The organism is Sphingorhabdus sp. Alg239-R122 (genome assembly GCF_900537065.1).
In the GTDB taxonomy this organism is placed as follows: domain Bacteria; phylum Pseudomonadota; class Alphaproteobacteria; order Sphingomonadales; family Sphingomonadaceae; genus Alg239-R122.
Genome location: NZ_UNRC01000003.1, coordinates 245,651 through 272,115 on the forward strand (window position 1 = coordinate 245,651; position 26,465 = coordinate 272,115).

At 54.4% G+C, this 26,465-nt stretch carries 24 protein-coding genes; 15 read left to right on the top strand and 9 right to left on the bottom strand.

The window, feature by feature from the left end; all coding sequences use genetic code 11:
• The first annotated feature begins 211 nt into the window (after positions 1-211).
• The 7 genes from G6Q15_RS05080 (at position 212) to G6Q15_RS05110 (ending at position 9,559) form a co-directional block, all read left to right on the top strand.
• Positions 212-1,783: a hypothetical protein gene (locus G6Q15_RS05080; RefSeq protein ID WP_164116323.1), complete on the top strand. Its 1,572-nt coding sequence runs from the start codon at positions 212-214 to the stop codon at positions 1,781-1,783.
• A 219-nt stretch (positions 1,784-2,002) separates the two neighbouring features.
• Complete coding sequence (gene acnA, locus G6Q15_RS05085; RefSeq protein WP_164116325.1) at positions 2,003-4,681, top strand: aconitate hydratase AcnA; 2,679 nt, start codon at positions 2,003-2,005, stop codon at positions 4,679-4,681.
• Positions 4,682-4,754: 73 nt separating this feature from the next.
• Complete coding sequence (locus tag G6Q15_RS05090; RefSeq protein WP_164116327.1) at positions 4,755-5,702, top strand: hypothetical protein; 948 nt, start codon at positions 4,755-4,757, stop codon at positions 5,700-5,702.
• Positions 5,703-5,884: 182 nt separating this feature from the next.
• Positions 5,885-6,484 (top strand): TetR/AcrR family transcriptional regulator, encoded by a 600-nt coding sequence (locus G6Q15_RS05095; RefSeq protein WP_164116329.1) that lies wholly within the window; start codon positions 5,885-5,887, stop codon positions 6,482-6,484.
• Positions 6,481-7,251 (top strand): NnrU family protein, encoded by a 771-nt coding sequence (locus G6Q15_RS05100; RefSeq protein ID WP_164116331.1) that lies wholly within the window; start codon positions 6,481-6,483, stop codon positions 7,249-7,251. The genes G6Q15_RS05095 and G6Q15_RS05100 overlap by 4 nt, the downstream gene beginning before the upstream one ends.
• Before the next feature lie 129 nt (positions 7,252-7,380).
• On the top strand, positions 7,381-8,952 hold the full coding sequence (locus G6Q15_RS05105) for a DUF389 domain-containing protein (RefSeq protein WP_164116332.1): 1,572 nt from the start codon (positions 7,381-7,383) through the stop codon (positions 8,950-8,952).
• A gap of 76 nt (positions 8,953-9,028) precedes the next feature.
• Complete coding sequence (locus tag G6Q15_RS05110; protein WP_164116334.1) at positions 9,029-9,559, top strand: rhodanese-like domain-containing protein; 531 nt, start codon at positions 9,029-9,031, stop codon at positions 9,557-9,559.
• 3 nt (positions 9,560-9,562) lie between these two features.
• Here G6Q15_RS05110 and G6Q15_RS05115 read toward each other — a convergent pair whose 3' ends face one another.
• Both G6Q15_RS05115 and G6Q15_RS05120 read right to left on the bottom strand, forming a co-directional pair.
• The gene (locus G6Q15_RS05115; RefSeq protein WP_164116336.1) at positions 9,563-10,201 is read right to left on the bottom strand and encodes a TetR/AcrR family transcriptional regulator; all 639 of its coding nucleotides are present in this window, start codon (positions 10,199-10,201) and stop codon (positions 9,563-9,565) included.
• A gap of 119 nt (positions 10,202-10,320) precedes the next feature.
• The gene (locus tag G6Q15_RS05120) at positions 10,321-11,103 is read right to left on the bottom strand and encodes a folate-binding protein YgfZ (RefSeq protein ID WP_164116338.1); all 783 of its coding nucleotides are present in this window, start codon (positions 11,101-11,103) and stop codon (positions 10,321-10,323) included.
• Between the two features lie 135 nt (positions 11,104-11,238).
• Here G6Q15_RS05120 and pyrC point away from each other — a divergent pair, with 135 nt between their 5' ends.
• The gene (pyrC, locus tag G6Q15_RS05125) at positions 11,239-12,279 is read left to right on the top strand and encodes a dihydroorotase (protein ID WP_164116340.1); all 1,041 of its coding nucleotides are present in this window, start codon (positions 11,239-11,241) and stop codon (positions 12,277-12,279) included.
• Here the strand turns inward: pyrC and rarD are convergent.
• Positions 12,276-13,184, bottom strand: coding sequence for an EamA family transporter RarD (rarD, locus tag G6Q15_RS05130; protein ID WP_164116342.1), 909 nt, complete (start codon positions 13,182-13,184; stop codon positions 12,276-12,278). The genes pyrC and rarD overlap by 4 nt on opposite strands.
• A 9-nt stretch (positions 13,185-13,193) precedes the next feature.
• Complete coding sequence (locus G6Q15_RS05135; protein ID WP_164116344.1) at positions 13,194-13,415, bottom strand: hypothetical protein; 222 nt, start codon at positions 13,413-13,415, stop codon at positions 13,194-13,196.
• A 243-nt stretch (positions 13,416-13,658) separates the two neighbouring features.
• On the opposite strand from G6Q15_RS05135, the gene G6Q15_RS05140 reads away from it, so the two are divergent.
• The 3 genes from G6Q15_RS05140 (at position 13,659) to G6Q15_RS05150 (ending at position 15,478) form a co-directional block, all read left to right on the top strand.
• Positions 13,659-14,258 (top strand): glycine zipper 2TM domain-containing protein, encoded by a 600-nt coding sequence (locus tag G6Q15_RS05140; protein ID WP_240330755.1) that lies wholly within the window; start codon positions 13,659-13,661, stop codon positions 14,256-14,258.
• Positions 14,259-14,450: 192 nt separating this feature from the next.
• The gene (locus G6Q15_RS05145) at positions 14,451-15,041 is read left to right on the top strand and encodes a GNAT family N-acetyltransferase (RefSeq protein ID WP_240330756.1); all 591 of its coding nucleotides are present in this window, start codon (positions 14,451-14,453) and stop codon (positions 15,039-15,041) included.
• Positions 15,038-15,478, top strand: coding sequence for a DUF1330 domain-containing protein (locus G6Q15_RS05150; protein ID WP_164116346.1), 441 nt, complete (start codon positions 15,038-15,040; stop codon positions 15,476-15,478). Before G6Q15_RS05145 ends, G6Q15_RS05150 begins: the two co-directional genes overlap by 4 nt.
• A gap of 79 nt (positions 15,479-15,557) precedes the next feature.
• On the opposite strand, the gene sseA is transcribed toward G6Q15_RS05150, so the two are convergent.
• Together sseA and G6Q15_RS05160 are read right to left on the bottom strand one after the other, a co-directional pair.
• Positions 15,558-16,394, bottom strand: coding sequence for a 3-mercaptopyruvate sulfurtransferase (gene sseA / locus G6Q15_RS05155; RefSeq protein ID WP_164116348.1), 837 nt, complete (start codon positions 16,392-16,394; stop codon positions 15,558-15,560).
• A gap of 144 nt (positions 16,395-16,538) precedes the next feature.
• Positions 16,539-17,801: a hypothetical protein gene (locus G6Q15_RS05160; RefSeq protein WP_205518089.1), complete on the bottom strand. Its 1,263-nt coding sequence runs from the start codon at positions 17,799-17,801 to the stop codon at positions 16,539-16,541.
• Between the two features lie 192 nt (positions 17,802-17,993).
• Here G6Q15_RS05160 and queF point away from each other — a divergent pair, with 192 nt between their 5' ends.
• Entirely contained in the window at positions 17,994-18,455 is a 462-nt protein-coding gene (queF, locus tag G6Q15_RS05165; RefSeq protein ID WP_164116539.1) for a preQ(1) synthase, read from the top strand.
• Between the two features lie 22 nt (positions 18,456-18,477).
• Here the strand turns inward: queF and G6Q15_RS05170 are convergent, their stop codons facing one another.
• Positions 18,478-19,740, bottom strand: a complete 1,263-nt coding sequence (locus G6Q15_RS05170; RefSeq protein WP_164116352.1) for an SEL1-like repeat protein — start codon at positions 19,738-19,740, stop codon at positions 18,478-18,480.
• 136 nt (positions 19,741-19,876) lie between these two features.
• Between G6Q15_RS05170 and G6Q15_RS05175 the strand changes: the two genes are divergently transcribed.
• Entirely contained in the window at positions 19,877-20,284 is a 408-nt protein-coding gene (locus G6Q15_RS05175) for a thioesterase family protein (protein ID WP_164116354.1), read from the top strand.
• A gap of 12 nt (positions 20,285-20,296) precedes the next feature.
• Here the strand turns inward: G6Q15_RS05175 and G6Q15_RS05180 are convergent, their stop codons facing one another.
• On the bottom strand, positions 20,297-21,442 hold the full coding sequence (locus G6Q15_RS05180) for a DUF3667 domain-containing protein (RefSeq protein WP_164116357.1): 1,146 nt from the start codon (positions 21,440-21,442) through the stop codon (positions 20,297-20,299).
• 126 nt (positions 21,443-21,568) lie between these two features.
• Between G6Q15_RS05180 and G6Q15_RS05185 the strand changes: the two genes are divergently transcribed.
• Together G6Q15_RS05185 and G6Q15_RS12235 are read left to right on the top strand one after the other, a co-directional pair.
• The gene (locus G6Q15_RS05185; protein ID WP_164116359.1) at positions 21,569-22,012 is read left to right on the top strand and encodes a biopolymer transporter ExbD; all 444 of its coding nucleotides are present in this window, start codon (positions 21,569-21,571) and stop codon (positions 22,010-22,012) included.
• 77 nt (positions 22,013-22,089) lie between these two features.
• On the top strand, positions 22,090-23,421 hold the full coding sequence (locus tag G6Q15_RS12235) for an enoyl-CoA hydratase-related protein (protein ID WP_164116361.1): 1,332 nt from the start codon (positions 22,090-22,092) through the stop codon (positions 23,419-23,421).
• Positions 23,422-23,796: 375 nt separating this feature from the next.
• On the opposite strand, the gene G6Q15_RS05195 is transcribed toward G6Q15_RS12235, so the two are convergent.
• A complete protein-coding gene (locus G6Q15_RS05195; protein WP_205518090.1) occupies positions 23,797-26,154 on the bottom strand; it encodes an EAL domain-containing protein in 2,358 nt (785 codons plus the stop codon).
• Positions 26,155-26,465: the final 311 nt, after the last annotated feature.

Genomic DNA, 26,465 nt, shown 5'->3' on the forward strand with positions numbered 1-26,465 from the left:
TTCGCACGAGGAAACATCAGCGCCTTGGGACTAGCATATGCCGAGATGTGTAGGACAGGGGTTTGTGAGAAGTACCAGGGTCGAGCGATAAGACTGCCAATGTTGGGTTTGTTGGATATTTATCAACAGCTTAAGTGAATATTTTGCTGTCCTACAAATATGCCTGGCTGATATCAAGCTCCTCTCAATTGCATTTTACAGGAGCTACAACATGGGTACAGGATATACGACAATTGCGGCAATGGCCGCCGCAGGTAACACGGCAGGCAATCTGGAAGATGCCTATCTGAGTGAGCCGGGACGCGAAGGAAAATTCATATTTTCGACAGCTAACCTTTCGGATGAAGTGACGGCTGACCCTAATCAAGCGATTTATATCGCCAAGGCTGTTAAGGACGATGGATCAGAAGGTGCCTGGGTTCGGCAGTATGATATGCTGGAATGGCGGTTCTATGGCGGCGAGACAAACCTGTCCCTGGGCCGCGGTGACCGGCTGACGGGCAGGGGGATCGGCAATACCGTGATCACGAATACGGTCGATGCGCCTATTATCCAGGTTCTGGGTGAAGGGAAATCCGCGCCCAGTCGCTATGATTATGTTCAAATCCTTGATCAGGAACTTATTCATGACGGGGATCATGACGCCTCTGCAATCGAAATTGATGATGCAGCATATGGCATTATTGAACGCGTCAAGCTGCAGGGTCTTAACAGTGCGAAAAAAGGCATCACGCTTGGTAACGATGTCGGAAATCCGACCGATCTGGCTTATTCCTGGGCACTACGCGACTGTGATATCGATGCATTCAGCGACTGGGGGCTGAAACTCAACACCGGCGGAACCGGTCTGGTGCTCGATAACTGCACGGTGCGCGGTGCAAAAACCATTATCGGGTCGAGCAATGCAGTAATCCGGTCCGGCCAATATGCGCAAATCGATATATTCAATGAAAAACCGGGCGCAGATTTCCAGTTCCACATTGCGGACCAGGTTGTTGAGACTATTGATCTTGGGGATTACTGGGCCCGTGTGTCGGGCATTGTGAACAATAGCGGTACAAACGCGCGCATAAATCAAGGCTTTTTCCGCAACATCCACTGCAATATGAAAACGATGAAAGGTGATCTCGTCTATCTTGAAAATGCGGATAATGTGATTGTCGAGGTGAGCTGTCATAATCCCACCTTTGCCGATGCTGGCAATCTGGTCCATTTTGGCGCGGGTGCAACAGAATGTATTCTTGAATGTGATGCATTTAGCGCGCTGGCACCGTTCACTGCTGACCCCGCGTCGAAGCGCTGCGTCAAGCTGGTCAAGGGGCAGGTCAGGCGGACTGATTTTAAGGATATCACAACATCACCCAACTGCAGGACAGTGTTAAGGGACGGCGTAGATGGTACGGCGGAAGGTTTCCCCATTGTGCACAATGGCACGGCTTGGAACCTCCAGCTATTTTCACTGCCCGATGACACTGCCGAGATCATTACCCCGCCAATGCCAGTGGGTTACATGAAAGTGACACGTACCAACGCAGGCGAGTTTGATCATTGGGGTTATTTTCGCTTTGACGCCCGTTCGGGAGACATAGAGGAAATCAAGTCCGGCAGTGATATGGATGTTTCGACAAGCCTACTGAATGGCGCTACCGGCACGAATGGCAAGACCACTGTTTCATGTCATAAAGCGGACCCGGACGACCCAACCGCGCTATTATATTTGGAAGCACGAAACGGCGGATCCAAATATGTCGTTTCGTTCGAGACCATGGAATATGAAATTTAATAATATATAGTCGCTATGCCTTTTGGTAACGACTGTCGGGGAGTGGTTTTTGGGTGCTTTGCCCTTCCACTCCCCGCACAGTTCCGCTAAACCACATCCGAACCATCGATTCACATGGCTTTATGCCCGTTTTGTGCGCCTTGGCTGGCGGTCTTCGCTGCCTTCGCACACATTCCCCAAAACGGCTTAAAACACCGAACTTTAAGACGAGGACATTTTATGACGACTACCGGACAGGACACACTTGGCACACGCGATACTATGAACGTTGGCGGGGAGAGCGTTGCGTTTTATTCGCTTGTTAAAGCCGCCGCAAAGCTGGGTGATATTTCGCGGTTGCCGTTTACGCTGAAAGTCCTGCTCGAAAATATGCTGCGCTTTGAGGATGGGGGCCATACCGTTTCCACCGATGATGCGCAGGCGGTGGTCGACTGGCAGAAGAACGCGCGCTCCGATGCGGAAATTCAGTATCGCCCGGCGCGCGTGCTGATGCAGGATTTTACCGGCGTGCCCGCCGTGGTCGACCTTGCCGCGATGCGTGACGGGATCAAGGCGCTGGGCGGTGACGCGCAGAAAATTAACCCGCAGGTGCCGGTGCATCTTGTCATCGATCACTCGGTAATGGTCGACGAGTTCGGCACGCCGCAGGCGTTCGAGAATAACGTGGCACTGGAATACCAGCGCAACATGGAACGTTATGAATTCCTGAAATGGGGGTCGAAAGCGTTTGACAATTTCTCCGTTGTTCCTCCCGGCACGGGCATTTGCCATCAGGTGAATCTGGAAAATATTGCGAAAGCCGTGTGGTCATCGAAAGATGCGAGCGGCGCGCGCGTGGCCTATCCCGATACATGCGTGGGCACGGACAGCCACACGACAATGATCAACGGCCTGGGCGTGCTTGGCTGGGGCGTGGGCGGTATTGAGGCAGAGGCGGCGATGCTGGGGCAACCGGTGTCGATGCTGATCCCCGAAGTGGTGGGTTTCAAACTGACCGGTGAACTGGCCGAGGGCATTACCGCGACCGACCTGGTGCTCACCTGTGTACAGATGCTGCGCGAAGTGGGCGTGGTGGGTCGCTTTGTGGAATTTTACGGTCCCGGCGTGGCGGCGCTGTCGCTCGCCGACCGTGCGACCATCGCCAACATGGCGCCCGAATATGGCGCGACCTGCGGCTATTTCCCGATTGATGACAAGACGCTTGATTACCTGCGCCTCACGGGCCGTAGCGAAGACGATATTGCGCTCACCGAAGCCTATGCGAAAGAGCAGGGTTTCTGGCGCCTCGATGACACGCCGGACGCGATTTACAGCAACACGCTTGAGCTGGATATGACCAGCGTTGTGCCTTCGCTATCGGGTCCGAAACTGCCGCAACAGCGCGTGTCGATGGCGGACCTGGACGAAGGGTTTAACCGCGATCTGGGCGAAGTATTTGGTGCAGACGATGCGAAGGGCCGTGCTGCCGTTGATGGTGCGGATTATGATTTCGGGCACGGTGACGTGGCGATTGCGGCCATCACCAGCTGTACCAATACATCGAACCCCAGCGTACTGATCGCCGCGGGCCTGGTGGCGCGCAAGGCACGTGAACGCGGCCTGCAGCGGAAACCTTGGGTAAAATCGTCGCTCGCGCCGGGGTCACAGGTGGTGACCGATTATCTGGACAAGGCGGGGTTGAGCGAGGATCTCAATTATCTTGGCTTTAACCTGGTCGGCTATGGCTGCACAACCTGTATCGGTAACTCGGGGCCTTTGCCGGCACCGATTTCAAAAGCGATTAACGACAATAGCCTGGTCGCGGCGTCGGTATTGTCTGGCAACCGTAACTTTGAAGGCCGCGTGTCACAGGACGTGCAGGCCAACTATCTCGCATCGCCGCCGCTGGTGGTCGCATATGCGCTGAAAGGCACGGTGCGCGAGGATATGTATGAAACGCCGATCGGGCAGGGCAGCGATGGCGCAGATGTGTACCTCCGTGACATCTGGCCCACCAATGATGAGGTTTCAGCCGCCATGCAGGGCGCGGTCAGCCGCGAAATGTTCGAAAGCCGCTATGCCAATGTCTATGATGGCGATGCCGCGTGGCAGGATATCGACGTGACCGGCGGTGATACCTATCAATGGCGTGCGGGGTCCACTTATGTGGCCAACCCGCCCTATTTCGAAGGCATGGAAATGACCCCGGCACCGGTGGCGGATATTGCCGATGCCAAAGTGCTGGCATTGCTCGGCGATAGCATCACCACCGACCACATTTCCCCTGCGGGCGCGATCAAGCAGGACAGCCCGGCGGGCGAATACCTCATGTCGCATCAGGTCGCAAAGGCGGACTTTAACAGCTATGGCTCACGCCGCGGCAACCATGACGTGATGATGCGCGGCACATTTGCCAATATCCGTATCAAGAACGAAATGGCGGAAGGTAAAGAGGGCGGCTACACCAAATATGACGGTGAAATCATGCCGATCTATGACGCGGCAATGCGGCACAAGGCGGATGGCACGCAGCTGGTGGTGATTGGCGGCGAACAGTACGGCACCGGCTCCTCACGCGACTGGGCGGCGAAGGGCACGAACCTGCTCGGTGTGAAAGCCGTGATTGTGAAAAGCTATGAGCGTATCCACCGTTCGAACCTGGTTGGCATGGGCGTTCTGCCGCTACAATTTGCAGAAGGCGTGGACCGGAATACATTGAGCCTGGATGGGACGGAGAGCTTCTCTATCAAGGGTGTGTCGGAGCTTACGCCATTGCAGGAAGTCGAAGTCGAAATGACCCGCGCCGATGGCACGGCATCGACCTTTATGACCAAATGCCGCATCGATACTGCGAACGAAATGGAATATTTCCTCAACGGCGGTATCCTGCACTATGTGCTGAGGAACCTGGCGAAGTAGGCTGTTACTTATCGCCATCGCTATAATATGCTAGGTAGTTACAGTTTTATATCCCATATTCAGGGAGAATGTAATGTCTGTAACTTTCTTCATGACGGTGATGGCAATATCACTGTCTGCTGCCACCGCGTCTGCGACCGAAAGCGAACTTCCGCATGACCGGGGGTGCAGTGCGCCGCTTTTGGAAACCGCGCTTGATGGTTCCGTGGTCAGCGGTTCCAAGGAGACGCTGATTGCTGCAACAGAGCGCGGCGAGCCGATACGTGTCGGCTGGTTTATAGATTTTGACGGCGATGGCGCGACGGATCTGTCTCACTGGTCTGCGGCAGCCTTCCTGTCCGTTTTCGAGGGAGAAATATTTACCCAGGTGCAATCCATCCACAGACAAAGGCCGGTGAGAGGGGAGGCAAAAATTGCCCTTACTGAGGGCTTTTCCGCCTGGCATGGCTTGGTTGGCAGCAACGGCGTCATCAGCGGACGGATGGAAGGTAGCGATGAAGTGCGCAGTCGCAAGGTCGGGACCTTGTGGTGTCTGGCGCGACAACCCGCATGGACAATGGTCTATCGCAGTGGCACTGATGGGCAGTCGCTTGAAGGTTCAAAAGCAAGACTGTTCGGCGCAGTGAGGGCAGGGCAACCGATCCGTGTAGGTTGGGGCCTGTCGCGCAGTGTCGACGGGACTACACGTTCTGTCGAGCATGTTGCCGAGCCTGTGTTTTTGACCGTTGTAAACGGTAGCGATATTGTTGCTCAGTTACCTGAGCATATCGGGCAGCGCAGTTACTGGAATGCTGGTGAGGCCTATTTCGACTCTGGTCCGGTCATGTGGCGTGGGTTGGCGTCGACAACAGGTAGCTTCGATGCAATCTGGGTTGACCGTTCATCTGGGGAGACAGTGCGCCGCGCTCCACAACGTGCCGTATTTAGCTGGTATGTCAGGGAGGAGCCATATGGGGAAATCCCGACACTTTCCGTCGCGGATGGTGTGATTAGGGATGAAAAGCGGGTAAAGCGGGACTGACCATGCCCCACATGGAATATTTCCTGAACGGTGGTATCCTGCATTACGTGCCAAGGAACCTGGCGAAGTAGGAACAGCCAAATGCGAAGTTCATGAACGGGCGTCTTTACAGGCGCCCGTTTTTGTATGCGCAAAGTAGAATATCCTGTTGACAAAGTAATTAGAATATATATTCTAAAACTATGCGACCTGCCCGTTTCAAAGATGTAGATATTATAGAGGCTGCGCTGGCTGTTGCTGCGCGGGAAGGCCCGGCTGGTGCTTCGATTGCGAAAATTGCTGCACAGGCCGATGCGCCGACTGGATCAATATATCACCGTTTCCGTTCCCGCGATGTGTTGCTCGGAGAGGTGTGGTTGAAGGCCGTCACCGACTTTCAAAATGCCTATATCAAGCTTCTGGATGGTTCTGATGTGGAACGTGCAGCGCTTGACGCGGCGCTGTTCGTTCCGCGCTATGTACGTGAAAATACTGCGGAGGCACGTTTGATGCTGTTGCATCGGCGCGAGGATTTCCTTGTGCCCGGATGGCCTGTAAAGATGCTGGAACAGGCTGAAATGCTGGGCAGGCAGATGCAGGCTGCGCAGCAGCACTTCTGCCGGAAACTTACCGGCCGTGACGACAGGAAGACGATGCGTATCCTGTGCTATGCAATGGTTGAAGCGCCGATGGGAGCTGTTCGCCCTTATCTGGAAAAAGGTGGCACCCCTCCGCCTCTGGTGGATAGCCTGGTCGAAGCGACTTTCCATGCCGCGATGGCACTGACAGGCGGTGATGCATGACGCCTGTACTATCCGTCCTGGGGGCCTGGCTGCTATTCGGGGGAAGCCATCTGCTACTCAGCGGCACGCCGCTACGCACGTATCTGGCGGATCGGGTCGGATCAGAGAGGTTTCTTGGCCTCTATGCCCTTATTGCTGCATTTAGCCTCAGCCTGCTTGGCGTGACGGCAATATTGCATGGCGGATCAGGCATGGCGGGGCTCGCATGGGGGAAGCACCCGGTGGGGTGGCTTGTGCTGGGCAGTGCCTCGTTCCTGGGCATGGTGTTGATGCTCTTGGGCCTGATGGATTATGCGAAATCGGCCATGGCCGTACTGGGACGGAGAATGCGCCTGCAGGGAGCTGCACTGCATAAGCCGCTGGCAGGACCAAAGGGAATATCGCGGGTCACCCGGCACCCCTTTTTCACTGGTCTGGCAATCTGGGCGGGCGCCCATGCCCTCATATCCTCCACACTGGCAACCAGCGTCTATTTCGCGGGTTTTTCGTTACTGTCCGTGATTGGCCTGGTGATGCAGGACAGCAAACTGCGCCACCGGCATGGCGACGTATATAAAGCGCATCTTGGCCGGACAAGCGCGTTGCCGGATGCCAGGGCGATTGTCTGGCACGAGATTGCCAAACAGGCCGCTATCGCAGTCCTGGCTGCCATAATGATAGGAAACCTGCATATCATCTGGCAACCCGGTCACGGCGGATATTTCGCTTTTCTGGTGGCCATGGGCGGAACAATGGCTGTGATCCGACAGGTACGCAAAGCACCGTAAACTGCTATTGGAATTTATGCATTCCCGGACATCTAGGACACAAGATGTCCGGGGCCGTGATTTCATAAGGCATAGGGCATATCCCAAACCCACTTCCATGCCATTCAAATTGCGGCTAACTTGCCTCTTATGCCTATTTCGAACCGTAAGCCCGCCGTTGAACCTTCACCGCAGGAAATATCCAGCAATCCGCTGAAAGCGAGCTGGGATGCCTTTGCGAACTGGTGGCGCAAGGGGGTGCGGCAGGAAATCAAGCAGCGCGCGGTGGTTGACAAGGTCCGTGAGGAATCGGGCTGGTCGCTGCGCTATGCCTTCATGTTGCTGATGTCGGCAGGTATCGCCATACTCGGCCTGCTGCTGTCCTCACCCGCGGTGGTGATCGGCGCGATGCTGCTCTCACCGCTACTTGGTCCCATGATGGGCGCGGGCTTTGCACTGGCGATCGGCGATCTTAACTGGGGCAAGCAGTCGGCCTATGCGCTTGCGGTCGGGACAATCATATCAATTCTGTTCTGCGCATTTATTGTCATGCTATCACCGTTGCAGAATGTAACCCCCGAAATAGCCTCACGTACGCGGCCGAACCTGTTCGACCTTGGCGTGGCGCTGTTTTCCGCGCTGGCCGGCGCCTATTCCATGATCCGCGGGCGCGAAGGCACGATTGTGGGCGTGGCGATTGCCACCGCGTTGATGCCGCCGCTTGCCGTGGTGGGCTTTGGCTTGGCCACACTTAACTGGACCGTGTTTGGCGGGGCATTGTTGCTTTACTTCACCAACCTGATGACCATCGCGCTCACTGCTGCGATCATGGCACGGCTGTACGGTTTCCGTAGCCGGTTGTCGGACAAGCAGACCAAGCTGCAGGCTGCTGTCACAGTGATTATATTTATCGCACTGGCCGTTCCGCTAGGCTATTCGCTCCGGCAGATTGCCTGGGAATCCAATGCCACCCGCATTGCAACCAGCGTGGTGAAGGATGAATTTGGGAGCGGCGCACGGCTCAGCCAGATTGATCTCGACTTCAGCGCACATCCGCTTGCGGTCAATGCGACCGTGCTCACGCCGGAATTCCAGCCTGATGCCGAACGGCGTTCGGAAAAGCTGATGGAAGTGCAATTGGGGCAGGATATCGATGTAAAGATCAGCCAGTTCCGAGTTGGTACCAATACGGGCGATGCGGAGGCCGCGGAAATCGCGGCGGCCAAGGCGAATGAACAGATAGCGGCGCAGGAACAGGAAATCACCGAACTGGCGCAACGGCTTTCACTGGTCGCAGGTGTGCCGGCGCAGGATGTCATTATCGACCGACAGGCCAAGCGGGCAGTGGTGGAAGCGAAGAAGCTGCCTGGTGCCACGCTGGAAACCTATTATGCTCTCGAACGCAGGGCTGAGGCGCTGGAAGAGGGCTGGAGCGTGATAATCGAACCGCCCGCGAGCAAATTGCCAGTGATTGAGATGAAAGACGGTGAGCCATCTGCTGTGGGCGCGCGCAATATCGTGCTGGCGGCCTGGGCTGCGCAGCGCATTGACGCGCCGCTGGGCATACAGGGCAGCGGGCAGGATGCCCGGCGCGTTCTGGAGCTGCTGCGGGCACAGGATATCGCCTCTGCAGTCCGCCCGGGAGGCAGCGGGAGCAGCGGACGAGTGGAGCTGAGCTGGTTGCCGCCTGACACGGTGCTTGAGGAAGATACTGCGCCTTGATTTCAGGCGTAGCCAGCTCATTCAGCACGCGTTTATGAGGAAAAGCCTATCCTCCAACCATAGTGGAGGAGCAATCATGCTGACTATACGTCTTGCCGCCGCGCTATTCGCGCTGTTACCCGCCGCCGCTGGGTATGCCCAGACCGTAGCGCCGCTGCCGGACAATCCACAGGTGGATTATGCAGCATTTGCGGAATTGGCATCGAATATTGCCGGATATCGCCAGTCACGGCTGGTCGGGTTTGATGATTTTCAGAAACTGGCTGGGCAGAAGGGCGTTCTGGTGCTTGACACGCGCAGCGCCGCTGCTTTTGCCGCCGGGCATATTGAGGGTGCGGTCAACCTGCCTTTTCCCGATTTCACCGATGAAAAGCTGGCCAACGTGATTGGCGATACGGGGCGCACGATCCTGATCTACTGCAACAATAATTTCAGCAATGACCGCGCGCCTGTCGTGACTAAACGTGCGCCGCTCGCACTCAATATCCCGACATTCATTAACTTGTACGGCTATGGCTATCGCAATATCTACGAGCTGAACGATGTGGTGGACATGGACGATTCGCGTGTGCGTTTTGTCAAAGCCTCACGCGATGCAGAGGGCTAGTGCCTAGCTGACCTGCCGCAATTCCGGCGTGAAAACCCTAGTATCACCGTCTCTGTGAAGACCCCGGAAAATCGTGTCGATCACCATGGCCAGTTTTTCGGTATTGGCGAGTGTGTGAAGCTGCATCATCAGGGTCGGGTTGCAAAACGGCTGCACCATTGTGTTGATCAGCGAGACAGTCTCGTCAATTTCCAGCCCTTTGAAATGCCCTTCTTCCATCGCCTCGGCAATGATGGTTGCCATATAATGATCGGCCAGATCGATATAGCCGCGGACCACTTCAAAATGCTCATCACCCAGCTCCATATAGGCCGCGAATAGCGATGGATCCTCGTTCAGCCGTTGATGCTTGAGTTCGAGGCGGCGGGCAAAAAACTGATACATCTTGTCACGTGCGGGGAGGTCCGATGCCACGACGTCTTCCATCATGACTGTCAATTCCTCAAACCACCGACCTGCCATCGCCTCGGCGAGTTCATCCTTACTGGCAAAGAAACGGTATGCGTTGGACTGTGACATGCCGGCGGCCTGCGCAATATCTGTCATGGTGAAACTGACGGCGCCGCGCTCGCGGATCATGTCTTCGCAAGTTTCGAGCAGCTTGGCTTTGGTGACTTCCATATCGACTTGGGGGCGTGCCATATGTGGTTCCTGTCTTCTATCTGCAATAGGTAAGTAAGTATCTGCAATAGGTAAGTAAGACAGTTATATGATAATTGAGTAAAATTATCAATTATGATTTTTGCAACAAGAAAGGCGTTTTATGCACCGGCAGCGGTGTTACCGTTTGAAATCGCATTTGAGAGCCAGTCCGGCAGGGCAAGTCCACCCAAATCATCCACCCGGCGATGCTCGACCGACAGGCCCAGATCAGCATAAGCGGTGCGCTGCCGCTTTTCCTCAGCCTGATCCAGCGGGACAACCACTATGCGGCGGTTCACTTTTTGCCGATAATTCATGCGGGCAGTGTTTTCCTGTCCGACATAACAGCCCTTGGTAAAGCTCACGCCGTTCAGTTCCGCCGCATTGCATTCGAGCCATAGTGTCTTGTCACTACCCAGTTCAGCCTGCCCCTCGGTCACGCCTAGTGACAGGCGGTGCGCTTTCCATGCCGTATCGGTTTCATCTGTATCGTCCGGGTTCTCAGGCGCCAGCCAGCGCTTGCCAAGCGCGGGGAGGCGAGGATCATTTGTGCCCTGCTCGCTGTCAGGGGACCAGTGTACGCACAGTGTTTCCTCCCGGCCAATCGCGATTTTCCTGCGCAGGCGATAGAGCGTCAGCCGTTTGGCCAGGTCGCCTGCCGCTTCGCGCTCGCAGTCGATCAGTATGTCATCGGTTCCATCTGCCCACAGGATAAAATCAAACAGTGCTTTGCCCTGCGCGCTCAGTAATGCTGCCCATTGCGGCGCGCCTGGCTGTACGGCGGTCATGTCCTGCGTGACAAGACCTTGCAGAAAAGCACGGATATCCTCTCGTGTGCCGTCTGGCGCGTCCATGGGGGAAATTCTGATTAGAGCGCGGTGGATTAGGGTGGTGTTGGTCATGTTGATTAGGTAGGAGTTGCGATAAGGAAATGGAAGTGAGTGGGGTAGAGTCTTTTTGGTTCGCTCTTTCTCACAAGTCGGTACCGGCCTGTTCCCGACTATCGCCGTGAGGCGATCAAAAAGAAAGCTATCTCTATGACCGACACAATCACGATCCGCCGCCCTGATGACTGGCACGTCCATCTGCGCGATGGCGATATGCTGGGTGCTGTAGCGCATTATACCGCGCGGCAGTTTGCACGTGCGATTGTCATGCCGAACCTGTCGCCACCCGTGACCAGCGCGGGGGCCGCGGCTGCCTATCGCGACCGGATCATGGGCGCGCTGTCTGGAGACAGTGATTTTACCCCGCTGATGACCTGTTATCTGACCGATGATGCGGATGCGGATGATATGACGCGCGGGTTTGAAAGCGGTGTTTTCACTGCTGCCAAGCTATATCCAGCCAATGCCACAACCAATAGCGCGCATGGCGTCACCGATATTGCTAACATAATGAGCGTGCTGGAACGTATGTCGGACATCGGCATGCCGCTCCTGGTGCATGGCGAAGTAACCGAAGCGCATGTCGATATTTTTGATCGCGAAGCAGCGTTTATCGAGCGCATATTGGCTCCGCTGATACAGCGCCTGCCGCAGCTGAAAGTGGTGTTCGAACATATCACTACCCGCGACGCGGTGCAGTTTGTGGATGGCGCGGGCGATAATGTGGGCGCGACCATCACGCCGCAGCACCTGCATATCAACCGCAATGCGATTTTCGCCGGCGGCATCCGCCCACATGCCTATTGCCTGCCGGTGGCCAAGCGTGAAGAGCACCGGTTGGCGCTGCGCAAAGCGGCAACGTCAGGCTCTCCTAAATATTTCCTTGGCACCGACAGCGCGCCACATGAAGTGGGTGCAAAGGAATCCGCCTGCGGCTGTGCGGGCATATTCAACGCGCCCTATGCGCTGGAAAGCTATGCTGCGGTGTTTGATGAGGAAGGCGTACTGGGCAGGCTGGAAGCGTTTGCTTCGAAAAACGGGCCGCTTTTTTATGGCCTGCCACTGAACGATGGCACGGTCACGCTTGAACGTGCGGTCACGGATGTACCCGAACGTATTACGCTTGCAGGTGGCGCTATCGTACCTTTCCATGCAGGTGAAAAGCTGAACTGGCGGATAGTCACTGACTAAACGGGCTGTGCCTGCCTGCGTGAGCGTAGCCATCCATCGCCCGAATAGATAATCAGACTGGCCCAGATCAGACCGAAGCAGATCAGGTGCGCTGGTGTCAGCGCTTCTTTATACAGGAATACACCAAGCAGGAACTGGATGGTGGGGCCGATATACTGGATAAAACCCAACGTCGCGAGCGTGAGTTTCTTGGCCGCAGAAGCAAATAGCAGCAAGGGTGTTGCGGTAATTGCGCCTCCGGCAATCAGGTAGATATCCGTGCGTGTGTCATAGCCGAAACCGGGGCTGGCATTGTAAAACCAGGCCCAGGCGGCAAAGCCGAGTGCAATCGGGAAGAGCAGGGTGGTTTCCACGGTCAGGCCCGGGATAGAACCGACAGGTGCGACCTTACGCACCAGGCCATAGGTGCCGAATGTGAGGGCAAGCGCAAAGCTAATCCAAATGGTCGACAGCGTTTCCGAAGCGAGCACGGCGACACCGATGGCGGCGAGCGCCACACACAACCACTGCACAGGGCGCAGCCGCTCACCAAGGAACAGCGCACCCAGCACTACGTTCAATAGCGGGTTGAGATAATAGCCGAGGCTCGCCGCCAGAATCTGGTCATGATAAATCGCCCAGATATAGATTAGCCAGTTGGCCGCGATCAGGAACGAGCTGAAAAACAGCATATTGCGTGTTCGCCGTTCAGCGAGCGCGGCGCGATATTCGTCCATCCGGCCCAGCATCCATAATATCAGCAATAGCATGCCGACCGACCAGACAATCCGGTGCGCCACAACTTCCAGTGCAGAAACATGCTGTAACTGTTTGAAAAACAGCGGCATGAAACCCCAGATGCTATAGGTGATGACCGCCTGTATCAGGCCGGTTTTTGATGAAGATGCGGATGAATCATTGTTCATCCACGCGCTTTAGATGAAGCCGCCACCCAAAGATAGCCGGATGATGCCAACCAGCGCCACGATCAGGCACAAATTGCGGCCCGTGTTCGAACTGGAAATAACGCCAAAGACGACACCGACCAGCGCGATGGGTACAACCAGCCAATTGCCCCAGCCAAGCAGCGGTATGAAAGAAGGTATTGCGAGTATCAAAGCGAAAATGCCGATAATAAGAGAAACTATATTAGCCATGTGTATTATATAGGTAATGCAGCCATATTCTGCAATAGGCGGCACCAAAAAATGGTGTGAATTTCCGCACAAGAACGTGATTTTATTCACCTGCGGGACAGGAAAAGCTGAAATGTAAACGGTTCGTCGCGAAAATCCTCCATCTGTCGGACTGGTTGTAAAATGTTCAGGAAACGGGGCGTAATTCTGAACATACGAATTGCGCAAAGTGATTCATACGGATTTTGCCAGGGAGAGAGAAAAATGAATAAGGCGTTATTTACACTAGTTTCCGCACCGTTGGCCATTGGTGCCATGACCGTTTCCGCGCCAGCAATGGCGGCCCCCGCGATTTCAGGCTATTCTACTGTACTTATCGCCGATACGGCTCCAACCTATATGCCGTCTGCCATGGCGTCCGCAGCTATGTTTGATGATGACGATGATGGCCGGCGTTACCGCCGCTATGGTCGCTATCGTTATGACGATGACGACGATGATGATTACCGCCGTGACCGCCGCTACCGTGACAAACGTGCCTATAAGCGTTCCAAAAAACGGTATAAGCGGGCCCAAAAACGATACCGTCAGGATCAACGCCGTTACCGCCAGGATCGCCGTACCTATTACCGTAACCAGCAGATTCGCCGTGACACACGCATCTGGCGCGATCGCCGTGATGGCCGTTATTATTGTCGCCGTGACGATGGCACGACCGGCCTGCTGATTGGCGGCGCAGTCGGCGGTTTGATTGGCAATGAAGTTGCGGGCCGCGGTGACAAGACGCTGGGTACGATACTGGGCGCTGCGGGCGGTGCGATCCTTGGCCGTGCCATTGACCGTGGCAATTACCGCTGCCGCTGATTTTTTAACGGATTACCGCCCCGCCAGTGTGTGGGGCAGTGATAAGGTCCGGCAAAGCCTGCCGGGTCGCAAAGGGTGAGGGGATATGTAACGAGAATTCTCATCCCCTCACCATATTGCAAACCATCAGGGCCAGCCATCCATACCGGATCGGCTGGCCCTGTTTTATTTGCCTTTTGCGCCGCTGCCCCTATGGTCGCTTTTCCGCGATTTTTTGAGGGGGCGATCATCATGATAAACGGACCGATACTGGTAACGGAGCGGTTGATCTTGCGTCCACCCGGCCCCGAAGACATGGACGGCTGGGCGAGATTCCATGCCGACCCCAAAACCATGGAGCATCTGGGCGGAGTGCAGGCGCGCAGCGAAGCGTGGCGCGGCCTGTGCAGTATGTCAGGCGCGTGGCATATTCGCGGCTTTGCCATGTTTTCGCTGATCTTGCGTGACACTGGTGAATGGATTGGCCGGATAGGGCCATGGGAGCCCGAAGGCTGGCCGGGCAAGGAAGTCGGCTGGGGCATTCTTTCTGAATTTGAAGGCAAGGGCTATGCTTATGAGGCCGCCTGTGCATCGCTCGACTATGTATTTGATGTGCTGCGCTGGGATGAGGTGATGCATTGCATTGCACCCGATAATCATGCGTCCGCGGCCTTGGCCGAACGTCTGGGCTCCTATAACCAGGGCCCGACGCAGATGCCCGAACCGTTCCATGAGCACAGGGTCGACAGTTATGGCCAGACGCGCGATGAATGGCGTGCAAGAAATAAGGAGCGTTCCATATGACGACAGAAAATCATGTTGATCCGCAGGAAGCACAATTTGCAGCATTCAAGGATCTGCCGCGTGACAGGCCCATTAATATGCTCAACCTTGTGCGTTTCAAGGCCGAGGCGGAATATCCCGAAGGCCATGAGCTGCACGGCAAAGACCTGACAGGGGCGGAGGCCTATACAACATATGGACAGGCAACCGGCCCGATATTCGCCCGCGTAGGCGGCGAAATTATCTGGCGCGGCGATTTTGAGGGTGTGGTTATCGGCCCATCTGACGAGCGCTGGGACGCTGTGTTTATCGCGCGTTATCCCGATGCATCATGTTTCATGGAAATGGTGACAGACCCCGAATACCGCAAAGCCGTGGTACATCGGCAGGCCGCCGTGCAGACATCGCGGCTGATCAGGTGCGGGGAACCGGGATCATCTGGTTCTGGTTTCGGTTGAAAATAGCAGGCATTAAAAAGGCCGCTCTGCCATATGGGAGGCGGCCTTTTTACCATCTAGATGCGTATAGGGTTTCAGGCTAACCCATTTCCTTCGGCGTATTGCCGTCAGCGCCCCATTCGGACCAGCTGCCGTCATATAGTGCGACGTCAGTTTTGCCGAGCAGGTGCGCGCCAAATGCGACCACTGCGGCGGTCATGCCTGATCCGCATGTGGTGACCATGGCTTTGTCCAGAGTGACGCCCGCACTTTCAAATGCGGCTTTCAGATCATCACCGGTTTTCCACGTTCCATCGCCGTTGAATAATGTTCCATGCGGCAGACTAACCGAACCTGGAATATGCCCTGATGCGATGCCATCGCGCGGGTCGGCTTCCTCACCGCTGAAACGCGCTGCGGGGCGGGCATCGACAACCTGTTCACCCTGGCTGTGCAGGTTCGACAGCATATCAGCCTTGGTACGGACATTCTTGTCATCGGCCCATGCGGTAAAGTGCCGGTGGCGTAATGTTTCCTTGCCGGTTTCAAGCGGACGGCCTTCGGCTTTCCATTTGGCAATGCCGCCGTCCAGCATGGCGACTTCATGTGCGCCGAACATGGTCAGCATAAACCATGCGCGGGCGGATGACTTGAGCGGGCTGTCATCATAAAGCACGATGCGGCTGCCATCACCCAGGCCAAGCGATTGCATGCGGCTGGCAAATTTTTCCGGCGGCGGCAGCATATTGTCGATATCGCTGTTTGAATCAGTCAGTTCGCCAAGGTCCATGAACACGGCGCCCGGGATATGGCCAGCTTCATATTCAGCGGCAGCGTTACGCCCCGCATCAGGCAGGAATTTCGTGGCATCGACGATCCTGAGATCGGACGCACCCATTTCACCGGCCAGCCATTCGGTTGTTACTAATGATTCCATGTTCGACTCCATGACGCTTTATTGCACTGCGAAATCGCAACCTATCGCCTGATTCTGGTCTCGGCTAGAGGGCAATGGCATGAAAAGTGATTTTTATCGCACGGTGGTTTGTGTGCCTGGTTAAGCACTGGAAAGCTGCGCGAATTATATTGCCAGTGGCCTTTGTCCGACACCATGGAATGTGCGTGGCCCCAGGTCGAGGCGGAATGGTGCCATTTTTGCACGTGGCGGCTCATGTTCGCGCCCGACAATAAAGCTGTGCCGTTCGCGGCGAATTTCACCTTTGCCATCGGTATATTCGAGCACGAAATGCGCGACCGGCACGAATAAAGCCTGCCGGTTATAGGTAATGGGGCGTATCTGCGTGAGCGGCAGGCGGATCTCGCCTTTTAGTTCTTCTTCCCCGCGGCCATCAATTTTTTCCAGCTCATGCAAAGGCTGGTATAGCTCGTCCGGCATATTCTCGCTGCCATTTGCGGCCTGTAACATTATGCCGGAAAGCTTCAGCTTTGTCGCCATCTCGCCGCCATTGCGGACAGTGATGCGGTATCCTAGCACTGCGTTCATGAGTGTCGCCCCGGCGCTTTCGGCAATAAATTCTATGGCCAGACTGCTGCCCGGCATATCACTGCCTGCCACGCTTGAAAAAGCGGGTGATGGCATGGCAGGGGCAGGCTGCGGCGCAGGGTTGCGCTCCGTTTGCGGTGCCGGGGCTGGCTTCTTGGGTGCCTTGTTCAGCGTGACAGGCGGGGAAGGTTGCTGGGAAACGGCCTGTTCGTCTTCCCGCGCCATGGGCTGCACAGGTGCATTCTTGCGGCGGCGCAGGTAAAGCCATGCCATTGCGGCAAGCAGTACCAGCGCGCCAAGCATATAAGCCCAAAGCGGTAGAGATGAAGCTATGCTGTTATTGGCAGTGTCATTGTCCGTTGGTTCAGGTGCGGCGGCGTTGCCAGTGTCAGTTATAGCGGGTGAAGGGCGCGCCGCGCTTTCGCCCGGCACACCTTGTTCCTGTGTAGCAGTTACAGTGCCATCGGCTGGCTGTGCGGGCGTAGTATCCTGCTGCTCTGGTGTGACCGGTGGGCGTGCTGGTGCCTGAGCGGCGGTACGCGCGGGGGCGGTGCGTGATGGTGTGTTACGCGTCTGCTCAGGCAGCGGCTGTACTGTTGCAGGCGATGAAGATGATGGCGCTGGACGGCGCGATTGCACCTGCGGCGAGGTTTGTGAGGGCGCACTTTGTTGTTGCGGCTGGCTCAAATCGCGTGGGCGTTGTCCATCTACAACAGGTCCCTGAACCTTGCTGGGTGCTTCTTGCTTGGGCTGCGGCTCCAACGAAAAATCACGCAAGGGTGGAGGCGACTGATTTTGTGCCTGCGCTGGTAAAGCGGTCAGGCTGACTGCTGTGAACAAAGTGCAGGAAAAGATACGCAAACGGGACATGATTCCAAGCATAGCAGTTTTTGTGAAAGACTTTAACGTTTCAAACTAGCGGATGGCAGTGAATAACGGCTGAACATTTTACATACCAGCGTTTTGTTGAACCAATCAGTTTCGCTGCATCTTGCGGATGACAATGGCGCTCCACTCACCTATATGGCGGATATGACAGATACACCAGACGCACCGAAATTCCTTGGCAAGGACACGCCTTTGCCGACCACGCCCGAAGAGGCGGTGCTCGATTATGTGCCCAACCCGCGCAAGGACAGTCTGTACATGACGCGGTTCGTGACGCCGGAATTCACCTCGCTTTGCCCGGTTACTGGCCAGCCTGATTTTGCGCATATCGTGATTGATTACGCGCCGGATGAGACAATTGTCGAATCCAAGTCGCTAAAGCTTTTCCTCGGTTCTTTCCGCAATCATGCGGCGTTTCACGAGGATTGCACGGTGGGTATCGGTCAGCGGCTGTTTGCCGAAATGGAACCCCACTGGCTACGTATCGGCGGCTACTGGTTTCCGCGCGGCGGCATTCCCATCGACGTGTTCTGGCAATCCGGTCCGCCGCCTGAAGGCCTGTGGATCCCTGAACAGGGCGTTCCCGGCTATCGCGGGCGCGGGTGATTTAACCTGCTTCGTTACAGGTTCAAAGCTTTGTATTTTTAGTTTTTATTTTCTGAAGCAACTCTTTGGCTTTCTCATCACCTGCCTCGATGGCTTTTGTATACCATTGCTCTGCCACGACAGGGTCTCTTAGCACGCCAATCCCATTTTCATAGTTTAGACCTAGATAGCGCATTGCTTCTGCATGCCCGTTGGTAGCAGCCCTGCGGTACAGCTTATTTGCTTTATGCCGGTCAACACGCACACCCTTAGCCTCCTCATAGGCTACGCCCAGTTTCGTAACTGCCCAGTTCAGATCTCGTTCGACAGCAACATCTATGAGCTTGAGCCCTGCTTCGACATCCTGTTTTATATGCTCCCCCTTCAGGTACAGAAAGCCGAGATTGGCCATCGCCCATTCATCATCGGCTGCAATGCCTTTTTTGTACAGTTCTATAGCCTGTGAGATGTCCCTTGCCACACCAACACCATCCACTTTTATGACGGCGAGATTGTTATATGCCTGAATATTGCCGGCCTCGATCGCTTTTTCATACCAGAAAGCAGCCTGTGCATAATTGACTGCAACGCCGTGCCCCTGGTCAAGCGTCAGTCCCAGATTGAAAAGGCTGTCCTTATCATCCAGGCTTGCGCCTTTCATGAACCATGCTGCAGCCAGTAAAGCGTCTTTCTCAACTCCTTCACCGCTACGGTAGGCAAGGCCCAACTGTGTCATAGCACGGGCATAATTCTTTGCTGCCGCTTTTTGATACCATCTTATAGATTCGGCATCATCTTCGTGATATCCAATTCCTTCGGAATAATTGTATCCGATATAATATTCCGCACGTGCACTTCCTAGGTTTGCAGCGCGTTCGTAAAGCATGTTTGCCTTTTGAGCATCCTTGGGCAACACTGTTCCAAGTTCTGTATAAACGCCCAGTGCGGTGATGGATGCAGCATGATCGAGCTGCGCCGCCTTTTGATACCATTGCACGGCTTTTTCGTTATCCTGTGCGGTACCATGGCCTTTTCCATATGACACGCCAAGGCCATACATTCCTTCTACATCACCAGCATCTGCCAGCTGTTTATACAGGCGAAATGAACTTTCATAATCTTCTTTTTCGGCAGCATCCCACGCCTCTTGCCTGATTTTCTGAATTTCGCTGGAGACAGTGGACTGCCTATTGTTGTCTGCCTGTGCTTTTGCAGGTGCAGCATGCAGGGACAGCCCTAAACAAAGCAGGACGGCACAAGTGAGTGTCCAAAAAGGACTTGCCAGTTTTTCTGCCATTACAGCCATGATTTATCCCCTGTACGCTTCCATATTCTCCTATCGTCTTGGATGGGTAGTGTAAATGTTGCGCAAGATATAAAAATATTATCATTTCGCCGCTTTCACCTATGAATCTCCTGCCGCTGACACTAATGTCAGCATCATGAGCAAGATCCACGATCATAATATTTCTGTCCAGGCGTCCGATATCGACTTTATGGGCCATGTGAATAATGCCAATTACCTCAATTGGGTGCAGGATGCCGTGATTGCGCATTGGCAGAAAATTGCGCCGCCGCAAGCTGTAGCCGAACATCTGTGGGTCGCGCTCAAGCATGAGATTACCTATCGCAAGCCCGCGTTTCTGGACGATGAGGTGATAGCCACGGTGATTCTGGAAAAAGTGCACGGCGCGCGCGCATTTTACGATACGGTCATTACGCGCGGCGAGGAAGTGCTGGCCGAGGTCAAGTCCAGCTGGTGCTGCGTTGATGCCGAAACACTCCGCCCCGCGAGGTTGGCCGAGGATATCAAACGCGCATTTATGGGCAGCTGCGCGGCGGCCAGCTAGGCACTCTCACGCTCAGGACAGCATCCCTAGCACCAACAGGATCAGAGCGAACAGCACCAGCGCGATCACGATAGAGGCGAGCAGGAAGATCAGACGGATCAATGCGCCTATACGCGTGAGTGCGTAGGCATGGCGCAACTGCCGGTAAAGGTGGAATAACGCGTACCCCAGTGCGAGCGGGATGATCAGGCCAGTTTCGACACCAAGGCCACCGAGCAAGACCACGGCGATAAACACCAGCGACATGAAGGCGAGTGAATAGGTGGTGAAAACCGCATGATCATAGAAACGGTGGCCGCGCACGCCGATCGTGACAAGCCAGACAAAGGGTATCGAAAGTGGTATCAACAGCCACGCGAATTTATAGCCGTTGGATTTGAGTTTATAGAGGATAAGGTCCGGGTTTGTCTGAGTTTTCTTGACAAATTTATTTACCGTATCATCTAGCGCAGTCCAACCGGAATCGAGTCCGTTGCCAGTGCTGATCTTGAGCCCGTCCGCATCAATTTTTGATTCAGAGCCGGCATATTTGGGTTTGCCAGTGCGGACATAGGAAATGCCGTTGCTTTCGGTTTTCCAGTCGTCAATCTGCTCTTCCAATATCTCCCGCTCTTTGGCTGACAGTTCGCCCGATGCCTCCAGCCTGTCTATACCCTCCGCAATCTGCTGATCCAGCTTTTCGGCGGTTTTGGTTATTTCTTCGCTGTTCATATAATCTTCAATGCTGTCGCCGCTGCCAGGCATGAAAGAAAAGATCGCGAACATCATGAATATGGCAAAAAGGAAAAGCGACATGGGGGATATAAACCGGGCGCGTTCGCCATGGATATAACGCCGCGTCAGCTCTCCTGGTTTCCATGCGAGCATGGGCATGGTGCGCCAGAACTTGCCTTCAAAATGCAGCACACCGTGCAATATGTCATGCCAGAAGGCACCAATTGAACGATGGATATGCGCGGACTGTCCGCAGCTCCCGCAATAATTGCCGCTGCGGATTTCCCCGCAATTGAGGCAGGCAGCGCTATCATGGCCTGATGCCTTTTCACCGGCCTTGTCCTCGACCGCGCGGGCGACAAGTGCCCCTTCGGCCATCGTGCCTATTGCATCAATTTCATCGCCCATGGCAATATTCTCCCGCCCCTGCGCCGTTTTCAGCATAGCAGGCGAGGGGCAAGTGCCAATGCTAAAATGCATTGACGTTTACGGTATCTTTTTATGTAGCGTTAAACATGCGATGTTATCACATAACATAATAAGGGAGTGATTTGCGAAGGGAGAAGCATCATGGCGTATAAGACACATTTACAGGCACGGCGAAACCGCTACGCGCAGGCCGCGGCGGCGCACAGGCCGATGAGCGATCTTAACATCACGCCGCTGATTGATGTAATGCTGGTGCTGTTGATCATGATGATCATGACGATACCCATTGCGACGCACCAGCTCACCGTCCCCTTGCCGCAAGGGCCGGCCGGTCCTCCACAAACCGACGAATATGTACTGCGGCTGGATGCACAGGGCAAAGCATATTGGAACGGAGAAAATGTCACCATGACAGAGCTTAAGCCCAGGCTGGAAGGACTGTCGGCGCATGACAGCTCGTTGCTGAAATTCCAGTCCGATCCGCGCACGCGCTATGATGTATTTGTACAGCATATGAAGCTGGTCGAAGATTCGGGCGTCGAAAAGGTGGCTTTTGCCGGGCTCGGCAGGCCGACTGGTTGGTAACTGGCCTTGATGCCGTGCTCAGCCGGGCGCTATTTAGCCGATTGCATCGTACATGCTTTTGCCGCTAAATGCCGGTTATGGCTGATTTTGACCCCCATTCATTCCGCGATGCTCTGGGCCAGTTTGCAACTGGTGTGACGATTGTTACGGCACGCGCCGCCGATGGACATCCGGTAGGCGTAACCGCGAACAGTTTCAATTCGGTGTCGATGGACCCGCCACTCGTGCTCTGGTCACTGGCGCGGTCTTCACGGTCGATGAAAGTGTTCGAACAGGCGGAGAGCTTTGCCGTACACATTCTGGCGAGTGACCAGGATGCGCTGTCCAATCGGTTCGCCTCGCGCGATATCGACAAATTCGCGGGGATTGAACATGGCGAGGAAGGCGCGCCATTGCTGGAAGATTGCACCGCGCGATTCCTGTGCCGCACCCGCAATCAATATGATGGCGGTGACCATGTGATTTTCGTGGGTGAAGTGATTGATTACGACCATGCCGATAAGCCGCCATTGCTGTTCCATGGCGGTGATTATGCCGACAAGAAAAAGCGTCCACCACTGGCTGAAAATTCAGGAACAACACAAATTGAACCTGCAGGTGATGCTGTTCGTGACGATACACCCGTACTGTTTGAGGTGGATGGCAAGGTTGCCACTATTACGCTTAACCGGCCTGGCAGCCGCAATGCGCTGGCCGATGATGTTATCGCATCTCTGGTGGAGGGCTTGGAACGTGCGGAGGCGGATCCTGACATTAGCTGCGTGATATTGACGGGCAGGGGGACCAGTTTCTGTAGCGGGGGCAATATCAAGGATATCCGTGCCATGACGGCAGAGCAGGATATGAGTCCGCTGGAAATCGAACAATGGTACCGCGAGGGTATACAGCGAATTCCGCTTGCCATGGATGCCATGTCCGTTCCCATAATCGCTGCGGTAAATGGCCATGCTATTGGCGCAGGCTGCGACCTGGCATGTATGTGTGATATCCGGATTTGCGATGAAAATGCCATATTCGCAGAAAGTTTTCTGCGTGTCGGCATCATTCCGGGGGACGGCGGAGCATGGCTGTTGCCACGCATTGTCGGAATGGCGCGTGCCAGCCAGATGTTATTCACGGGTGAATTTGTAAAATCGGACCGTGCAGTCGAATATGGCCTGGTGTCGGAAATTGTTGCAAATGGGCAACTATTGGCCCGTGCGAATCAAATCGCCGAATCGGTTGCCGGGTTTCCGCCACAGGCGATTCGCAAATCGAAGCGCTTGCTGAAAGATGCGCGTGATATGACGCTGAAAGAGAATCTGGACCAGGCAGCAATGTTGCAGGGTGTGCTCCAGCAAATGGACGATCATCGCGAGGCGATTGCCGCCATTTTGGAAAAACGCGATCCCGATTTTACAGGACGATAAATATTTAAAATAAATGGTTAATATAAAGTTAATGTAAAATATACCGACATAAAAAAAGCCCCGGAAAATCCGGAGCTCTTCTCATTAAGCCATATGGCAAAATTCATTAAGGACTGGGTTATTTCCACCCGCTTCCGAGAAGCCATTCCCAGAAACCGCGGCCCTGTTGTTGTGTACGCTTTTTCATAAAGCCTCCTTATTATCATGCGCTTTTTGACGCGCATTTAGGAGGGTATACTACATTTTACATTTATGGTTAGCAAGTCGTTAACCTTTTCAGTTAAATCCACATTAACCATTTTCTGACGCGTACTTTGGGATAGGAGCGTCCTCAATAGAGCAAGATTTCGGGATTAAACGCGAAGGGGACGCATGTTATGCGGCGTTGCGTTTCTTATAGTTGGCGAGAAAATCACGCAGCGCGTCCAGCTGCATAGGGCGTCCGATCAGATAGCCTTGCGCGATGTCACAGCCCATTTCGGTAAGCTGCTGCAGAGTCTGCGTGTCCTCAACACCTTCAGCCACGACTTTCTGGCCAAGCGAGTGGGCAAGCTCGATTGTCGAATTGACCATGATGCGGTCACTACTGCTCTGTGCGAGCATCTGCACAAAACTGCGATCAATCTTGACCTCGCTGGCAGGACATTTTCTGAGATAGTCAAGCGTGGAAAAGCCGGTGCCATAATCATCGATAGAAATTGCCACACCTAGTGCCTTGATGTCATGCAGTTGCTTGAGCGCTGTTTCTGAACTGGACATAGCCGCGGTTTCAGTGACTTCCAGGATAAGCTGGCTTTTATCCACTTCACGGCCAACAAAGGCGCGGCCTATCATTTTTGCGAGGCCTTGCTGATCTAGCAGGCGCGGTGACAGGTTGACCGCAATTTTGATGTCCAATCCCAATGCTGAGAACTGTTCGGCAGTATCGAGCGCCTTGCCGAGGACGAATTCGGTCAGGCGGCCAATACGGTTATGCTTTTCGGCGGCCAGCACAAAATCTTCCGGGCTGATATCGCCATGTTCAGGATGGGTCCAGCGCACCAATGCTTCCGCGCCGCAAATGCGCTGATTACGAATATCCAGCTTGGGCTGAAAAGCGACCCACAGCTGTCCGTTTTCAATCGCATCATCCAGTTCGCCCAGCATGGAAAGTTTCCATGCTGTTGCCTGCTGGTCGGAGGGATCATAAAATTTCCACTGTTCGCTACTCTCATGTGCGCCCTGGGCCGCAAGCAAAGCGCTTGAGATTCGGCTCGAAAGCGAGCGTTCGGTATCGACATCTATGCCAAAACAGATATCAAGGTCATATTTACGTTCCTGCACTGGCACAGGGTTACGGAAAATCGCCTGCAGGGCCGATAGCTGGTCGGTCAGGTCGTCTTTCTGTGCCGCTGGCAGGCTCCAGAAGAAAATACCTTCGTCGCCCTGGTAAAGGGTTTCACCGCTGGTCCCGAAAGACAGGCGACTGGCAATCTGTTTTACGAAGTCCTTTTCCGAATTGGCGGGCAGGGCGGTGGCCACCTCAACGAAATTCTGGATACGTGCCGCGACCAGAAGATATTCGTCTGGCAGGCTGGATTCGCGCAATGCGTTTAAATTGGGCAGACCGGATAATTCATTGCGCGTGCCGCGCAGTTTGTATGATTGGCTATAGCGTTGGTACAGACCCGCTATCATTGCCAACCCAAAGAATGTCAGTGCGGGCATTATCTGCAGAAAGATATTCAGCGCTTCCAGAAAAATCGGACCTGTAAGAATAACGGCCAGTCCCGTCACCTTAGCTGTACGGCGTACTACGGTGCGTGTTGTTTTTTGGATGCCAATAACCAGCAATGCTATGGCTAAGAGAGGCGCCACCCAACCCATATTATATGGCTGCCCGTGCAATAAAGTTTCCGCACCAAGTGCAGATATAAATACACCCGAGCTGGGGCCGCTACCAATGATCCAGTATTTCTGTTCCTGCTCCACACCGTTGGTACCGATGATAATATCTTTGCCGCGAACTTTATTCACGTCACCAGTGCCTGCTATGACATCTGATGCACTTACATAGGGCAGAGTGTACGTGCTTACGGAATAATCCACCGGGAAAGTACTGCCAACATCACCTGTAACACCGGATATTTTGGAAGCGATAGACTGAACAGGTATGTCAGATACCAACACGCCGTAAGGCATATCGCGTATGCTATTATAACCGGTAATGGGTGAGTTCGTGTTTATCAGACCGGCGTGCTGGCTGAACTCGGGTGGGGGAAGTATATCGTCCCGCTGGCCTGTAACCGGATCAATTTCAAAGCGTCCATTCAGGAAGACCTTTGCCTTACTTGATGCAAGAGCTTTCACGAAAGCTTCATTTTCACTATCAGATCTATCTGCCTGTGTTGGGAATTCAAAGAATATCCGTTTTGCGCCTGCTTCATCAAGGCTGCTTACCAAGGTTGCGAGTTGTCCGTTGGACCAAGGCCAGTCACCAATTCCCTCGACCGCCAATGTATCTATGCCGACCACGACAACTTCACCGCTTGCATCATGGCTGCGTGCCTTGTTGCGGGCCGCTTGAAAACTGTCTTCCAGCGGAGCACCAAAGTCACTGACGCCTATCAAAACGGCAGTGAGCAGACCCCAGACCATGACATTGCGGCTTTTTTGCAGGATAGTTCGCAGCATCCGCCGGAAGCGGAATATATGATGCCGGACAGTCACCATGTTACGCGCCTTCCCTGCCATGATGCACTATCACACACAATGCAAATGCATGACGCAGATGCACCGGTACGCGTGTTCATGGACACATTGGGGTCATTCCCGACAAAAGAATGCGAAATGACGATTGGACGGCTCCTTTTATTGTCGACAGTGCATATTTGCACAAATCTGTAAGTTTAAGGTTAACGGCCAGGTAATAATTTCATTGCGTGTATCTATTGGTAAATTTTCCTTTAACGACAATATTTTGTAACACAGGCAACCTATTCAAAACTACTCTGAAGCGCCGGAAAATCCTCTCTTTCGGCGCAAAAATTAACATTTTGTCATGC

Excerpts from the sequence above, each read along its gene's own strand:
- G6Q15_RS05105 (WP_164116332.1), top strand. The coding sequence starts at position 7,381 with ATGCCTATTTCGAACCGTAAGCCCGCCGTTGAACCTTCACCGCAGGAA.
- G6Q15_RS05115 (WP_164116336.1), bottom strand. The coding sequence starts at position 10,201 with ATGGCACGCCCCCAAGTCGATATGGAAGTCACCAAAGCCAAGCTGCTC.
- G6Q15_RS05110 (WP_164116334.1), top strand. The coding sequence starts at position 9,029 with ATGCTGACTATACGTCTTGCCGCCGCGCTATTCGCGCTGTTACCCGCC.
- G6Q15_RS05090 (WP_164116327.1), top strand. The coding sequence starts at position 4,755 with ATGTCTGTAACTTTCTTCATGACGGTGATGGCAATATCACTGTCTGCT.
- G6Q15_RS05195 (WP_205518090.1), bottom strand. The coding sequence starts at position 26,154 with ATGGCAGGGAAGGCGCGTAACATGGTGACTGTCCGGCATCATATATTC.
- G6Q15_RS05100 (WP_164116331.1), top strand. The coding sequence starts at position 6,481 with ATGACGCCTGTACTATCCGTCCTGGGGGCCTGGCTGCTATTCGGGGGA.
- rarD (WP_164116342.1), bottom strand. The coding sequence starts at position 13,184 with ATGAACAATGATTCATCCGCATCTTCATCAAAAACCGGCCTGATACAG.
- G6Q15_RS12235 (WP_164116361.1), top strand. The coding sequence starts at position 22,090 with ATGGCTGATTTTGACCCCCATTCATTCCGCGATGCTCTGGGCCAGTTT.
- G6Q15_RS05095 (WP_164116329.1), top strand. The coding sequence starts at position 5,885 with ATGCGACCTGCCCGTTTCAAAGATGTAGATATTATAGAGGCTGCGCTG.
- sseA (WP_164116348.1), bottom strand. The coding sequence starts at position 16,394 with ATGGAATCATTAGTAACAACCGAATGGCTGGCCGGTGAAATGGGTGCG.
- G6Q15_RS05145 (WP_240330756.1), top strand. The coding sequence starts at position 14,451 with ATGGTCGCTTTTCCGCGATTTTTTGAGGGGGCGATCATCATGATAAAC.
- G6Q15_RS05080 (WP_164116323.1), top strand. The coding sequence starts at position 212 with ATGGGTACAGGATATACGACAATTGCGGCAATGGCCGCCGCAGGTAAC.
- acnA (WP_164116325.1), top strand. The coding sequence starts at position 2,003 with ATGACGACTACCGGACAGGACACACTTGGCACACGCGATACTATGAAC.
- G6Q15_RS05120 (WP_164116338.1), bottom strand. The coding sequence starts at position 11,103 with ATGACCAACACCACCCTAATCCACCGCGCTCTAATCAGAATTTCCCCC.
- pyrC (WP_164116340.1), top strand. The coding sequence starts at position 11,239 with ATGACCGACACAATCACGATCCGCCGCCCTGATGACTGGCACGTCCAT.
- G6Q15_RS05135 (WP_164116344.1), bottom strand. The coding sequence starts at position 13,415 with ATGGCTAATATAGTTTCTCTTATTATCGGCATTTTCGCTTTGATACTC.
- G6Q15_RS05150 (WP_164116346.1), top strand. The coding sequence starts at position 15,038 with ATGACGACAGAAAATCATGTTGATCCGCAGGAAGCACAATTTGCAGCA.
- G6Q15_RS05180 (WP_164116357.1), bottom strand. The coding sequence starts at position 21,442 with ATGCTGAAAACGGCGCAGGGGCGGGAGAATATTGCCATGGGCGATGAA.
- G6Q15_RS05185 (WP_164116359.1), top strand. The coding sequence starts at position 21,569 with ATGGCGTATAAGACACATTTACAGGCACGGCGAAACCGCTACGCGCAG.
- queF (WP_164116539.1), top strand. The coding sequence starts at position 17,994 with ATGACAGATACACCAGACGCACCGAAATTCCTTGGCAAGGACACGCCT.
- G6Q15_RS05170 (WP_164116352.1), bottom strand. The coding sequence starts at position 19,740 with ATGGCTGTAATGGCAGAAAAACTGGCAAGTCCTTTTTGGACACTCACT.
- G6Q15_RS05175 (WP_164116354.1), top strand. The coding sequence starts at position 19,877 with ATGAGCAAGATCCACGATCATAATATTTCTGTCCAGGCGTCCGATATC.
- G6Q15_RS05140 (WP_240330755.1), top strand. The coding sequence starts at position 13,659 with ATGAATAAGGCGTTATTTACACTAGTTTCCGCACCGTTGGCCATTGGT.